Consider the following 12,952-nt stretch of genomic DNA (forward strand, 5'->3'; position numbering starts at 1 on the left):
GTGCCGATCACAGCGCCGAGGTCGCCGCGCTGACGACACCGGTGTCCATGGTGACCGGCTGGTACGACCTGTTCATCTCCGCCCAGCTGCGCGACTTCAAGGAGCTCGCCGCGGCCGGACGCGCTCCGCGGATCACCATCGGACCGTGGGCGCACGGCGAGCCCGCGAGCCTGAAAACCCTGATCACCGACCAGATCGGCTTCCTCTCCGCCCATCTCCTCGGTGATCGCGCGCCGCTCAGGCAGTCGCCCGTGCGCCTGTACCTCCAGGGCTCCGGACGCTGGCTGGACTTCGCAAGCTGGCCGCCGGAATCCGCCGCCACCCCGTACTTCCTGCGCCCTGGCGGGCTTTCCGTCGCCGAACCCGTCGAGTCGAAGCCGGGCACGTTCACCTTCGACCCGGCCGATCCGACGCCGACCGTCGGCGGCCCACTGCTGTCCGGCGTGCAGAAGCAGCAGGACAACAAGGTCGTCGAACAGCGGCCGGACGTGCTGCTCTTCACCGGTGACGTACTGAAGCGCGACCTCGACGTCATCGGCGAGATCTCCGCGCTCGTGCACGTCCGGACCGACCTCGGCCACGGCGACGTCTTCGTCCGGCTGTGCGATGTGGACCGTCGCGGGGTCTCCCGCAACGTCACCGACGGGATCCTCCGCCTGCGCCCCGGCCACCCGGAGTCCGATGTGGACGGTGTGGTCGCCGCCGAGATCTCACTCGATCCGACGGCGTACCGGTTCCGGCGTGGGCACCGCCTGCGGGTGCAGGTCGCGGGCGGCGCGTTCCCGCGCTTCGCTCGCAACCACGGCACCGGCGAGCCGGTTTTCAGCGCGGTGGACGGGAAAGCCGCGCGGTTCGAGATCTTCCACGATCCCGCGCGGCCGTCCCGGATCACGCTGCCGGTGTGCTGAGGGGCGGACTCACCCCTCGGCGAGTCTCTTGATCTCGTAGCCGGGCACGTTCACGCCCACGGCGAAGCTCGGGCTCCAATCGATACCGAGCTCTTCGGCGGCACGCTGCGCCTTGATCGCGCCCGTCTTGCCTTCATAGGTCGACCACGGGTCGAACGTCACGAAGGCCGGCTTCGGTTCGGACGCGTTCCACACCGAGACGAGCACGGTGCGAAGCACCTCACCCGAGACCACGTATCCGAACGGGACTTCGGCACTGACCGTGACTCCCGTCGTCAGACCGTCCTGTTTCCCGCCCACTTCGACCTGACGGAACTCGGGCCGCGCGGCCCTCACCGCGTCGGCGACGGGGCCGGCGGTGGTCATGGAGGGGGTAGGGGCGGGAGCGGCTCGCTTCTCGGGAACGAAAAGCGCGCATCCGCTCAGCAGCATCGCCAGGGCGGTCACCATCGTGAGCCGTCGGATCACGGCACGACCCGCTGGTGCGTGGTCAGCCTGCCGTCTTCGTGCAGCACGTGGAAAAGCAGCGACGGCGGCAGGTCGTAGTCGACCGGCCCGCCTTCACCCCACGAGCGCAGCCCGTCCCGCTCCCAGGGGAACAGGATGCTCGACCCGACCGACGGCGCCGACCGCAGCGGCACTCCCGCGAACGTCGTCGACGCCGCGGCGTGGACGTGCCCGCAGAGCAGGGCGACCACGCGCGGATGACGCGCGAGCACCTCGGCCAGCCTTTCCTCACCGTACTGGCGCATCGCGTCCACCAGCGGCAGCCCGAGCGGGACCGGCGGGTGGTGGAAGGCGATGAAGGCCGGGCCGTCGCCCTCGCCGAGCACGCCGTCCAGCCAGGTCATGGTCTCGTCGTCGAACTGCCCGTCCGGCTTGCCGGGGATGGTCGAATCGGCCATGACGAACGTGACGTCGCCGACGGTGTGCGCCGCGTTGACCGGGGCGTCGTCCGGCGCCTGGCCGAGCAGCCCGTCGCGGAACGGGCCGCGCTTGTCGTGGTTGCCGGGGCAGACGAAGAGCGGGACGTCGGTCTTGAACAGCTCGGCCGCGCGCCGGTATTCCTCCAGGGTGCCGTGGTCGGTGATGTCGCCGGTCACCAGGATCGCGTCGACCGGGGTCGCCAAGTTCTCCAGGTACCGCATGACCCGTGCGGTGCGTTCGTCGGCGCGTTCCCCGCCGTCGAGATGGTTGTCGCTCAGATGTGCCGTCACGAACATTCGTGTCACCCCATGTCTTCCAGATATGCCAACGTTTTCACCCAGTTCCGCACGAGCAGCTCCACCGCCGTCGCGAGGTCGGAGACACGGATCGCCTCGGCGATCCGGTGGTGTTCGTCGATACTCTCCTGAGAGCGTTCGACGCCACCGAAATAGCGCGCGTCATAGCGTTTCAGCAGCGGCTTCGTCTGCTCCAGCAGACGCAGCAGATGCGGATTCGTGCAACGCGAGACGAGCAGCGCGTGCCAGCGGTCGTCCAAAGTAGACAAATCACCCTGCCGTGCGAGTTCCGCGGTCATCTCGCCGGTGATCCGGTCCAGCCCGCCGGTGAGCCCGGCGAGGTCCTGCGGCGAACTCCAGCGCAACGCGAGCGATTCGAGCTCCGCGACGAGCGGGTACAGCTGCCGGGCCTCGTCCGGATCGAACGGCGGCACGAGGAAACCCCGGTTCGGCGCCGAGACGAGCAGGCCACGGTCGGCCAGCCCGATCAGCGCCTCGCGCAACGGGGTCCGGCTGACACCCAGCTCGCGGGCGAGGTGCACCTCGTTGATGCGGCTGTCCGCGGCGATCCGGCCGTCGAGCACGCGGGCGGTGATCTCCTCCGCGAGGTCGCGCCGGAGCAGGTTCCTCGTCATCGGTGCAGTATTGCATGCACTTCGGTCGTACTGTATTCAGTTAGGCATGACGGACTTCGATGTGCACCGCGCCCGCGCCGAAACACCGGGCTGCGCGGAGGTGGTCCACCTCAACAACGCCGGATCGTCGCTGCCGCCCGCGCGGGTGACCGACACCGTCGTCGGCTACCTGCGGGAAGAAGCCCTGATCGGCGGATACGAGCAGGCCGCGGCGACCGCGGAGCGGATGAACGGCGTCTACGCCTCGGCCGCGCGCCTCGTCGGGGCGGAGCCCGAAGACATCGCCCTGACCGACAACGCGACCCGCTCCTGGCAGGCGATCTTCTACGCGCTGCCGTTCGCCGCGGGAGACCGGATCCTGACGGCGAAATCCGAGTACGCGAGCAACGTCATCTCGTTCCTGCAGATCGCGAAGCGCACCGGCGCCGTCGTCGAAGTGGTCGAGAACGACGAGTCCGGGCAGCTGGACGTCGAGGACCTCAAGCGCCGCGTCGACGGCGACGTCAAGCTGATCGCCGTCTCGCACGTGCCCACCCAGGGCGGGCTGGTGAACCCCGCGGAGGAGATCGGCGCGGTCGCGCGTGAGGCCGGGATCCCGTTCCTGCTGGACGCGTGCCAGAGCGCCGGCCAGATCGACCTCGACGTCGCGCGCCTGAACTGCGACGCCCTCAGCGTCACCGGCCGCAAGTACCTGCGCGGACCGCGGGGCACCGGGTTCCTCTACGCGCACCCGCGGCTGCGCGAGCGCGTCGAGCCCGCGATGCTCGACCTTCACTCGGCAGTGTGGACCGCGCCCGAAACCTACGAAGTCGATCCGACGGCGAAGATGTTCGAGGTCTGGGAACGCGATCACGCCGCTCTGCACGGCCTCGGCGCGGCGATCGACTACGCCCTCGAATGGGGCATGCCCGCCATCGAAGCCCGGGTCGCCGCCCTCGCGGCGACACTGCGCGACGCGCTGCGCGAGATCCCCGGCGTCCGCGTCCACGACCAAGGGACGCGACAGTGCGGGATCGTCACGTTCAGCGTGGCGAAAACACCGTCTCAGGAAGTGAAGCGGCGCCTGGCGGCGGCGAAGATCAACGTCAGTGTCACGGAAGCGACGTCCGCCCAGTTCGATTTCGTCGAGCGTGGATTGCCACCGCTGGTCCGGTCTTCGGTGCACTACTTCAACACCGAAGACGACATCGCGCTGCTTGCCGGCGAAGTCGCGAAGCTGGCCTAGCGGCGCGAAAGCACCGACTCGGACGGCGGGGCGTACGGCAGCCCCGTCGTCTTCGCGCGCATACCGAGCACCAACGCCTCCCCCAGCAGGCTGACGCCGATCGACAGCGTCACCGGCCGCGCGTCGGGATGTGCCCCGGCCATCGTGGCCAGGAAGCCGACCCCGAAGTTCACCAGCATCGACAGCACCCAGACGCCGAACGTCCAGCCGGTGTAGCGCAGCCACAGGACGCCGTCGCGCTCGAAGAGCTTCGTGGTGGTGGCACGGACGGCGCCGAGGACGCAGCCGACCACGGAGCCCAGCACGAGCCACAGGCCGTCCGTGAAGGTGAAGACCGCCAGCTTGCTCAGGCCGTAGACACCGATCGCGAGCAGGATCACCGGCCCCCCGAACACCTCACGGGCGACCAGCGGCTCCCCACGCAACCTGCGCACGACGATCACGGCCACCGCGGCGACCACCAGCGCGATCAGCAACCAGGTCCTCAATGAACTCTCCCCTTTGTAGCATGCCTGTGCCAAATAAAATAGCAAGGTCGTGCTATAAAGGCAACATGCCCAAGATCGTCGACCCCGGCGCCCGGCGCCTGGAGATAGCCGAAGCCGTCTTCCGGGTGATCCAGCGCGACGGCCTCGCGCAGGCGTCGCTCCGGAGCGTGGCCGAGGAGGCCGGTCTCGCGATCGGTTCGGTGCGGCACTACTTCCGCGGCCACGACGAGCTGATCGTGTTCGCCATGCGCTCGCTCGGCGACCGGCTGGAGGCGAGACTGCTCGGGCATCTCCCCGACCTGCTCGATCCGGCGACACCGCGCTCACGGCGGCAGGAGATCACCGAAGCGCTGCTCGGCGAACTGCTCCCGCTCACCGAGCAGACCAGGGCCGAGACCGACGTCTGGCTGGCGTTCTCGGCCGCCGCGAAGAACCGGCCGGACCTCGCGGAGGAGGCCGTCCGCATGTACGAAGGAGTCCGCGCCCTCGTCCGGCGGGTGCTCGACGGCGCGAACGAAGCGGGCGGCCTCCTCGAAGGCCTCGATCTGGCCGTCGAGACCGAGCGGCTGGCCGCGCTGCTGGACGGGCTCGCGTTGTCGACGGGCCGGACCTCACCGGAGCTGATGCGCACGGTGCTCCGGCGGCATCTGGAGACCTTGAGGTGCCCGGAATGAGCACGTTCTACGAGATCGCCGCCCACGACCCCGGCCGCGTAGCGGTGATCGACGTCGACGGCAGGGAGACCACCTTCGGCGAGCTGTCGGCGCGCGCGAATCAGCTGACTCATGCCTTGCGCGCCCTCGGCCTCGGCGAAGGCGACGGCGTCGTCGCGATCATCCACAATGGACTCACCTACTACGAGCTCCTGCTGGCGACCCTGCAGGCGGGGATGTACTTCACCCCGGTCAACCACCGGTCCTCACCGGCCGAGATCGCCTACATCGCGGCCAACAGCGGCGCCGAGGTCGCCGTCGCGGACGCGGACATCGCCGCCACGTGCACCGCGGAACTGGCGGGCCTGCACCGGTTTTCCCGCGGCGAGACGCCCGGCTGGGCGGACTACGCGGCTTGGGGCGCGGACCTGCCCACCACCGCGCCCGAGCGACGGACCGCGGGCCAGACGATGCTCTACACCTCCGGGACCACAGGACGGCCCAAAGGTGTCCGGCGCGCCCTGTCCGGGCGGCCGCCCGCGCTGCACCCGATCCACGCGAACGTCCTCGAACGCCTGGACGTCCGGCCGGGGCACGGCGTGCACCTCGTCGCCTGCCCGCTCTACCACGCCGCGCCGGGCATGTTCTCGACCGCGATCCTGCACCTCGGGCACACACTCGTGCTGATGGACCGGTTCGACGCCGAGGAAACGTTGCGGCTCACCGAAAAGCACCGGGTGACGAGCACGCATCTGGTGCCGACGATGTTCCACCGCATGCTGCGGCTGCCCGAGGACGTCCGCGCGCGGTACGACCTGTCGAGCCTGACTTCGGTCATCCACGGCGCCGCGCCGTGCCCGAAGGAGGTCAAGGAACGGATGCTCGCCTGGCTCGGACCGGTGGTCCACGAGTACTACGGCGCGTCCGAGGGCCTGATCACCGCCGTGCACGCGCGCGATTGGCTCGCCGAGCCGGGGACCGTCGGCACGCCGCTGGACGGCGTCCGGGTCAAGGTGCTCGACGACGAGGGCTCGGAACTCCCCGCCGGCGGGACCGGGACGCTCTACTTCAGTTCCGCGCACACGAAATTCGACTATCACGACGATCCGGACAAGACGGTCGCCGCGCGTTCCGGCGAGTTCGTCACCGTCGGGGACGTCGGTCATCTGGACACCGCCGGCCGGGTGTTCCTGAGCGACCGGCGAACGGATCTCATCCTTTCCGGTGGGGTGAACATCTACCCGGCCGAGATCGAGGGGCGGCTGCTGAGCCATCCCGATGTCGCCGACGTCGCGGTGATCGGGGAACCGGATCCCGAGTGGGGACAACGGGTCGTCGCGGTCGTCCAACCGGTCGAGGGGATCGCCGGGGACGCCGCGCTGGCGAAGCGGCTCGAAGAGCACTGCCGGGCCGAACTGGCCGGGTTCAAGACGCCGCGCCGGTTCGATTTCCGCGAGCGGCTGCCGCGGACCGAGAGCGGCAAGATGCTGCGGCGGACGCTTCGGGCGGAATGAACGGCCCTTTCGGGCAGTGCCGATCGCGGTACGGTTCGCTCATGCGCCTGCGGTCCGCGACCACGCTGCTCGCCACCCTCGTCCTCACCCTGGCCGCCCCCGTGACGGCCGAGGCGACGCCCGGATCCGGCGTGACCGGGACGATCTTCCACCAGAAGACGGTCGGGGACACCGATTACGTGCTGCGCGAGGTCGTCATCCAGCCCGGCGGCTACACCGGCTGGCACTACCACGACGGCACGCTGCACGCGTACGTCAAGGCCGGCACGCTGACGCACAACTCGGCCGATTGCGGGCTCGACGGCCTGTACCGGAAGGGCGCCGTCTTCACCGAGCCGAGCGACACCGTCCACATCGGACGGAACCTCGGGACGACGCCGGTGGTGCTGGAAGTGCTCTACGTGCTGCCGCACGGAAGCCCGCTTTCGCAGGACGCGCCCAACCCCGGATGCCCGTTCTAGGCGCCGAACCAGCCTGCGACGTCCAGCCGGAAGCCGTCCGCGGGGGCCATCGTGCGGAGGTCCGTTTCGAGGGCGCGGACCCTGTCGGCGCCCAGCGTGGCGACCCACTCCTCGCGCAGCTCCTCGAAGATCGCCGCCGTCCGGCCGAGTGAGTCGAACCCGCGGCCGGTGAGCCGCACGACCTTGCGCCGCGCGTCGGCCGGATCGTCGACGCGCGCGACGTAGCCGAGCTGCTCCAGCTTGTCGACGGTCTTGCCCGCCGCCTGCTTGCTGACGCCGAGCCGCCGCCCGATCTCGCTCGCCGTCGCGCCCTCGCGGCCGATCGCCTGCATGGCGAAGCCGTACGCCGGGCGGACGTCGGGATGCCCCTGCTCGGCCAGTTCGGCGTGCATCCGGTCGATGATCGAGCGGAAACCCGCGAACAGCAGGAGCGGCAGCTCGTACCCGGGCGGATCGGGAACCTGCTTGCGTTGTTCGACAACTTGGTTTACCTTTTCGTCAACCACGTTGACCACCTTAGGGGGAAACCTTGTTCACCGACCACACCGTCGAAACCGCGCCCGAAGCCTCACGTCGTGCGATGGAGGCGACCATCCGCAAGTTCGGCCACCTTCCCACCGCCGTCGCCCGGCAGGCGTCGTCACCGGAACTGCTCGACGGGTTCCTGAAGCTCAGCGCGAGCTTCGAGCGGACGACACTCGAACCTCTGGCCCGGGAGACGGTCGTGATGACCGTGGCGACCCGCAACGGCTGCGAGGTGTGCGTCGAGATCCACACCGGCAAGCTGAAGGGTCTTCAGGCGGACGACGACGTCATCGCGGCGCTTCGCTCGCAACGGCCCGTGCCCGACGAGCGGCTGGAGGCCGTCCGGCAGTTCACTCTCGCCGTCCTCGAAACCGGCGGCGGCGTCGACGACGACACTCTGCGGACCTTCTTCGGGTACGGCTACACCGAACGGAACGCCCTCGAAGTCGTCATGGGCATCGGCGCCTACACGATGTCGACCTTGGCGAACCGGCTCATCCGCGCCTAGTCGCCCTGCGTGATCGCCCCTCGCGGCCCGGATCACTCCAATGGCCGCCGATCTTGATGTATCTGGGCAGTCCCGACCGCCTCTTCTCTTGTGTAGCCGAAAGTTCGCCACCCGCGGCGCGGCGCACACCGGCGGTCTGGCCTGCCGAGGGGGCAGACCAGACCGCCGAAACCGAAAACGTTCCACAGGGTGTTGGGGGTGCGTGAAGGCCCCCTTCCCTCGGCTGAGCCGAGGGAAGGGGGCCTTCACGTGTCCGCCGTCCGCAATTAGTCCTCTAAATGCGGCAGCGCTGGCGCCACGACGTCGGACCTCGAGCGCCCAGCCCTCGCCGCTAAGGAGCCCAGGGCGGCGGTCTCGCGTGACTGGACGGACGACACACGTGACGGGATGGACGACACGCGTGTCCAGGCGGACGGCTCTCACCTCGATCGCATCTAGTCGGCTAAATGCGTCGGCCGTCAGACCTCGAGCGCCCAGCGCACGTAGCGCATCGTCGGCACGAAGCCCGCCTTCTCGAAGACCCCGAACGCGCCCGACGGATCCGCCGAGTCCACGTTCAAGCTCGCGCGGTCGTACCCCTCGTCGGCGGCGGCCCTCAGCGCGTGCGCCATCAGCGCTCCGGCGACACCCCGGCGCCGATACTCGCGCAGCGTTCCGATCACCATGAAATGCGCGTCGCGGACGCCGGTGGCCTCGGTGTCGGCCTCCCAGCACAGGGTCACCAACATCCCCACCGCCGATCCCCCCGCCCGAAGCAGGAAGCTGACCTCGGGCCGGAAAGTCTGGTTGGTGATCTTGTTCCGCCAGAGATCGGCGGGCATCGGCACGGCGCCCCAGTGGTCCCGGTACGCCTCGTTCCGGACGGCCCGGAATTCTTCGTCGTTCCGCTCCGACCACGGCTCGATCGTGAACCCGCGCGGGATCACCGGGCCATCGACGACGCCGAGCGAGTGCTCCATGCGCTGGAAGTAACGCGCGGCCTCGAAACCCCGGGAGCGGACGAGCTCGGCCAGGCCCGCGATACGCTCCGGCCGGTTGACGTCGACCACGAGCTTCGCCGACGGGTGATGCAGCCCGTGCACCACTTTGGCCGCCGCCACGCCCGCGTCGACGAGCGCGCCACCGATGCCCCGGCGGCGATATCCGGGATGCACTCCGCCGTCGAAGAAGACCCGATGGACCTCTTCCGCCGACGGCTTGAACCGGATCTTCATGTAGCCGGCCATCACGTCCCCGTCGAAAACCGCGAGACTCGCGCGCTCGAGATCCGCGTACGGGTCGATCAGCTCCTGGAGGGTGTCCTCCGCCGTGTAGTTCTCGCCGATCCCGTCGGCGGTCTCCATCGCGTTGAGGAGGTCGGCCGCCGCCTGGGCGTCCTCGGGCCGCAGTGGCCGCCACGTGAGGTTGTGCACGCGGCTGAACGTAGCCCCACGCGGGCGGGTTGTCGCTCGGTTTACAGCAGGCGCGAGGCCGGAAAGAAGATCGTGCTCAGCAGGTACGCGCGACGACCTTCGGCGGGTTGGTTGCGCGCTCGTGCCGCGAGCAGGTCGCCCAGCGCGCCGATCATCTCGGCGAGTTCGTCCTCGTCGAGCCAGAGAGCGCCCTGCCGGTAGCCGACCGAATCGGCTGCCGGATCGGCTCCGTCCCGGTCGAGATAGGCGTTGAACTCGGCGAGAAGCGTGGCCATGGCCGCGGCGAACCCGCGACGGTGGTCGTCCAGTGACATCGCCGCCGCCGTGCCGGCGTCGATCGCCGCTTGGTCGCGGCGGAGCCGGTAGCTCCGTTCGACGGCGCCGTGCACTCGTTTCTCGTCCACCACCTCCAGCAAGCCCGCGTCGGCGAGCAGACCGACGTGCCGGTAAAGCGAGGTCTTGGGCACGTCGGGCAAACGGACGCACAGATCGGACGTCGTATGAGTGCCCTCGCCGGCCATCGCGTGCACGATGCGCATCCGGACCGGATGCAGAAGGAGATCAGCCGTTTTCACCGGCCCACTTTCCCACATCTGATACCATTCCCAAAGTTGGGAATGCGCGAAGGGAGCCACATGGAACTGTCAAGGACGACGGCGCGACTGAGCGGCGGAGCGATACGACCACTGACCACTTTGGATCCGGCCGGTCCGCCGGACGATCTCGAGTGGCTCGATCAGGCGGTCGGTGACGCGCGAGTGGTAGCGATCGGCGAGAGCGCGCACTTCAACCACGAGTTCCACCGGCTCCGGCACCGACTCCTGCGCCATCTGGTCGAGCGGCACGGATTCAGCGCCTTTGCGATGGAGTCGGGCTTCACCGAGGGCCGGCTCACCGACGGATGGGTGCGCGGAGGCGAAGACCGGCTCGGCCGGGTCATGGCCACCGGGTTCACCACGCTGATGGGACTGTGCACCGAGATGCGCGCACAGCTGGAGTGGATGCGCGGGCACAACCTCGCGGCCCCGGAACAGGTCGGGTTCTCCGGTATCGACCTACCCGGCTCAAGTGTGTCCCTGCTGCCGGGGGTGGACGCGGCGATCGCCTACCTCGCCGAGGCGGACCCTGGGCACGACGTCGACCCGCGACTCCGCGAGACAGCCGCGAACATCGCCGCCGTGTCGGTGCTCTCGGCCCATACGGCCTTCTCCGCGTACGCGCGGCTCCCGCAAGCCGGCAGGGACGCGCTGACTTCAGGGCTCGCCGGCCTCCGCACGCGAATGATCGCGCAGCGCATCGGCTACATCCGGAAGACGGGCGAGGCGGCCTACGGACGCGCGCTGCGCTCACTGGAACTCGCGATCGCACTGGACGCGATGGTGCGGGAGATGTCCCGTGACCCGCGAGGTCTCGCCGCCAGCATCCGCGACGCCGCGATCACGGACACCGTCGAGGAGATTCTTCGCGGCGAGGAACGGATCGTCCTCGGCGCGCACAACAACCACGTGCAGCGCTGCCAGGCGGCGATCCCGGGGATACTGCCCGCCTCCACGACGATGGGCATGCACCTGACCGAGCGGCTGGGCCCGGCCTACCTGGCGATCGGCACGACCTCGGCCTCCGGTGAAACCCTGTCCCTGGGCGGTGATCTCTCCACCGGGGAGTTCTTCTCGGATCTCGAACCACCAGAGCCCGGCAGCCTCGACGCGCTCATGGCCGCGAGCCACGACACACCTTTCGCGGTGGACCTGCGACAGTTGTCCCCTGCCGACTCGGAGGCCGTCCGGACCGTCTCCCGGCATCGCAGCGGCGCCTTCTACGGAGATCTGGCCCCCTTGGACGCCTTCGACCTCGTGGTGCACATCCCGCGGGTCACCGCCGCCGAACCGGACGACAGCGCCATCGACCACTCTCCCGCCGAGGTGCGGGAAGCGTTCCGGAGGTGGCGAAGCATCCGCTGATTTCGGTGGGCGCAGTAGGGATCGAACCTACGACCGCTCGGGTGTAAACCGAGTGCTCTCCCGCTGAGCTATGCGCCCGGGAGGTGACACCCGCGCACGGGTGCCACCGGTGAAGACTCAGGCCAGCGAGGCCACGGCCTTCTTCCACGCCTGCTGGTCGCGCGCCTCGCCGGGCTGGTTGACCTCGGCGAACCGCACGACGCCGTCCTTGTCGATCAGGAAGGTGCCGCGGGTGGCCAGGCCGGCCGCCTCGTTGAAGACGCCGTAGGCCTTCGCGACCTCACCGTGCGGCCAGAAGTCCGAAAGCAGCGGGAACTGGTAACCCTCCTGCTCGGCCCACGCCTTGAGCGAGAACGGGGTGTCCACGGACACGCCGATGACCTGGACGCCCTGGCCGTCGTAGTCCGCGAACTCGTCGCGGAGCTGGCACAGCTCGCCGGTGCAGATACCGCTGAACGCGAACGGGTAGAACACGAGCAGGACCGGCTTCTCGCCCTTGAAGGACGACAGCGTCACGGACTGCTTGTTGTAGTCGTTGAGCGTGAAGTCCGGGGCTTGCGATCCGACCTCGACGGCCATACCGGCGGTTTCCTCTCAAGAGCGAACAGGGGCCTGCGACGACAACCCTATCGTGTCGATCGCGCGCCCGGAGAGGTCACCGCTTGGTCTTGGACGACTTCGGCGAAACCAGCCGCGTGCCCGCCCACTTCGGGCCGGCGCTGATGTTGGCCGTCTGCGCCAACCCGACCTGCGGCACCGCCTCGGCGATGTCACTCGGCTCGACATGCCCGGGCTGCCCCGTCTTCGGGGTCAGCACCCAGATCACGCCGTTCTCGTTCAGGGGAGTCCGGACCTCGATCAGCGTGTCACCGAGATCACCGTCGTCCTCGCGCCACCACAGCAGCACCACGTCGATGACCTCGTCGGCGTCCTCGTCGAGGATGTCGCCGCCGATCTGTTCCTCGATCGCCGCACGAAGGTCGTCGTCGACGTCCTCGTCCCAGCCGATCTCCTGGACCACCATGTCCGGCTTGATCCCGAGCCTTTCGGCGACGCTGCTCTGATCAGCGTCTCCCGCGGCGACCACTGCTGTCACTCCTCCAACTACGACGGAGCGTGGTGTCGCGTCGGCCTCGCCGGCCGGGCGGGCACCACACTCGGGTACACGATGCCCGTTAGCGAACACTGGTGAAGCGTTCCGCGCAACCGTCCACACCGGATCTTGAACAACTCGTGTCGCGGCGTACGGACATTCGGCCCACTCCCAGGGGGCCATTTCGGGCGCGCCTGGGCACCTCCGAACGGCCTGCTTTAGGGTGGGAGAGAAAACGCGCGCGCGAGTACAGGCGCGTGCGAGGCGTGTCGCAATCGGGTCCGCGAACGTTACCGATCAGTAGCGGTGACGCGAACGGAACCGGAGGACGACGATGGAAGGCGAA

15 protein-coding genes, 1 tRNA gene and 1 pseudogene are annotated in these 12,952 nt (G+C 69.0%); 7 read left to right on the plus strand and 10 right to left on the minus strand.

Annotated features, from left to right (window positions below; all coding sequences use genetic code 11):
- Positions 1-2 precede the first annotated feature (2 nt).
- Positions 3-908: pseudogene (locus ACOCEP_RS00065) on the plus strand (CocE/NonD family hydrolase); the annotation flags it as partial.
- Positions 909-917: 9 nt separating this feature from the next.
- Here ACOCEP_RS00065 and ACOCEP_RS00070 read toward each other — a convergent pair.
- From ACOCEP_RS00070 to ACOCEP_RS00080, 3 genes are read right to left on the minus strand one after another with little or no spacing between them, the layout of a single operon-like run.
- Positions 918-1,376: a hypothetical protein gene (locus tag ACOCEP_RS00070; RefSeq protein ID WP_482335156.1), complete on the minus strand. Its 459-nt coding sequence runs from the start codon at positions 1,374-1,376 to the stop codon at positions 918-920.
- Complete coding sequence (locus ACOCEP_RS00075) at positions 1,373-2,131, minus strand: metallophosphoesterase (protein WP_482335157.1); 759 nt, start codon at positions 2,129-2,131, stop codon at positions 1,373-1,375. The genes ACOCEP_RS00070 and ACOCEP_RS00075 overlap by 4 nt, the downstream gene beginning before the upstream one ends.
- A gap of 5 nt (positions 2,132-2,136) precedes the next feature.
- Positions 2,137-2,766, minus strand: coding sequence for a GntR family transcriptional regulator (locus ACOCEP_RS00080; RefSeq protein WP_482335158.1), 630 nt, complete (start codon positions 2,764-2,766; stop codon positions 2,137-2,139).
- A gap of 46 nt (positions 2,767-2,812) precedes the next feature.
- Here ACOCEP_RS00080 and ACOCEP_RS00085 point away from each other — a divergent pair, with 46 nt between their 5' ends.
- Positions 2,813-3,991 (plus strand): aminotransferase class V-fold PLP-dependent enzyme, encoded by a 1,179-nt coding sequence (locus tag ACOCEP_RS00085; protein WP_482335159.1) that lies wholly within the window; start codon positions 2,813-2,815, stop codon positions 3,989-3,991.
- Here the strand turns inward: ACOCEP_RS00085 and ACOCEP_RS00090 are convergent.
- On the minus strand, positions 3,988-4,479 hold the full coding sequence (locus ACOCEP_RS00090; protein ID WP_482335160.1) for a DUF1453 domain-containing protein: 492 nt from the start codon (positions 4,477-4,479) through the stop codon (positions 3,988-3,990). The two genes, ACOCEP_RS00085 and ACOCEP_RS00090, sit on opposite strands and share 4 nt — an antisense overlap.
- Before the next feature lie 65 nt (positions 4,480-4,544).
- Here ACOCEP_RS00090 and ACOCEP_RS00095 point away from each other — a divergent pair, with 65 nt between their 5' ends.
- Genes ACOCEP_RS00095 through ACOCEP_RS00105 form a run of 3 tightly spaced genes read left to right on the plus strand, consistent with a single transcriptional unit; the run spans position 4,545 to position 7,107 of the window.
- On the plus strand, positions 4,545-5,153 hold the full coding sequence (locus ACOCEP_RS00095) for a TetR/AcrR family transcriptional regulator (protein WP_482335161.1): 609 nt from the start codon (positions 4,545-4,547) through the stop codon (positions 5,151-5,153).
- Positions 5,150-6,646: an AMP-binding protein gene (locus tag ACOCEP_RS00100; protein WP_482335162.1), complete on the plus strand. Its 1,497-nt coding sequence runs from the start codon at positions 5,150-5,152 to the stop codon at positions 6,644-6,646. The genes ACOCEP_RS00095 and ACOCEP_RS00100 overlap by 4 nt, the downstream gene beginning before the upstream one ends.
- A gap of 41 nt (positions 6,647-6,687) precedes the next feature.
- Positions 6,688-7,107 carry a cupin domain-containing protein gene (locus tag ACOCEP_RS00105; RefSeq protein WP_482335163.1) on the plus strand — a complete coding sequence of 140 codons (420 nt, stop codon included), beginning with the start codon at positions 6,688-6,690 and terminating at the stop codon, positions 7,105-7,107.
- Here the strand turns inward: ACOCEP_RS00105 and ACOCEP_RS00110 are convergent.
- Positions 7,104-7,622, minus strand: a complete 519-nt coding sequence (locus ACOCEP_RS00110; RefSeq protein ID WP_482335164.1) for a MarR family winged helix-turn-helix transcriptional regulator — start codon at positions 7,620-7,622, stop codon at positions 7,104-7,106. The genes ACOCEP_RS00105 and ACOCEP_RS00110 overlap by 4 nt on opposite strands.
- A gap of 14 nt (positions 7,623-7,636) precedes the next feature.
- On the opposite strand from ACOCEP_RS00110, the gene ACOCEP_RS00115 reads away from it, so the two are divergent.
- Positions 7,637-8,140, plus strand: a complete 504-nt coding sequence (locus ACOCEP_RS00115; RefSeq protein WP_482335165.1) for a carboxymuconolactone decarboxylase family protein — start codon at positions 7,637-7,639, stop codon at positions 8,138-8,140.
- A 458-nt stretch (positions 8,141-8,598) separates the two neighbouring features.
- On the opposite strand, the gene ACOCEP_RS00120 is transcribed toward ACOCEP_RS00115, so the two are convergent.
- Positions 8,599-9,552 (minus strand): GNAT family N-acetyltransferase, encoded by a 954-nt coding sequence (locus ACOCEP_RS00120; protein WP_482335166.1) that lies wholly within the window; start codon positions 9,550-9,552, stop codon positions 8,599-8,601.
- A gap of 41 nt (positions 9,553-9,593) precedes the next feature.
- Positions 9,594-10,127 carry a helix-turn-helix domain-containing protein gene (locus tag ACOCEP_RS00125; protein ID WP_482335167.1) on the minus strand — a complete coding sequence of 178 codons (534 nt, stop codon included), beginning with the start codon at positions 10,125-10,127 and terminating at the stop codon, positions 9,594-9,596.
- Positions 10,128-10,187: 60 nt separating this feature from the next.
- Between ACOCEP_RS00125 and ACOCEP_RS00130 the strand changes: the two genes are divergently transcribed.
- Positions 10,188-11,513, plus strand: a complete 1,326-nt coding sequence (locus ACOCEP_RS00130; protein ID WP_482335168.1) for an erythromycin esterase family protein — start codon at positions 10,188-10,190, stop codon at positions 11,511-11,513.
- A 6-nt stretch (positions 11,514-11,519) separates the two neighbouring features.
- On the opposite strand, the gene ACOCEP_RS00135 is transcribed toward ACOCEP_RS00130, so the two are convergent.
- The 3 genes from ACOCEP_RS00135 to ACOCEP_RS00145 all read right to left on the minus strand — a co-directional run bounded on the left by ACOCEP_RS00135 (position 11,520) and on the right by ACOCEP_RS00145 (position 12,600).
- A tRNA-Val gene (locus ACOCEP_RS00135) sits at positions 11,520-11,591 on the minus strand.
- 39 nt (positions 11,592-11,630) lie between these two features.
- Entirely contained in the window at positions 11,631-12,092 is a 462-nt protein-coding gene (locus ACOCEP_RS00140; protein WP_037342406.1) for a peroxiredoxin, read from the minus strand.
- Positions 12,093-12,168: 76 nt separating this feature from the next.
- Positions 12,169-12,600, minus strand: coding sequence for a DUF3052 domain-containing protein (locus ACOCEP_RS00145; RefSeq protein WP_016336117.1), 432 nt, complete (start codon positions 12,598-12,600; stop codon positions 12,169-12,171).
- Between the last annotated feature and the right edge of the window lie 352 nt (positions 12,601-12,952).

It is taken from the genome of Amycolatopsis sp. CA-211722 (assembly GCF_056828465.1).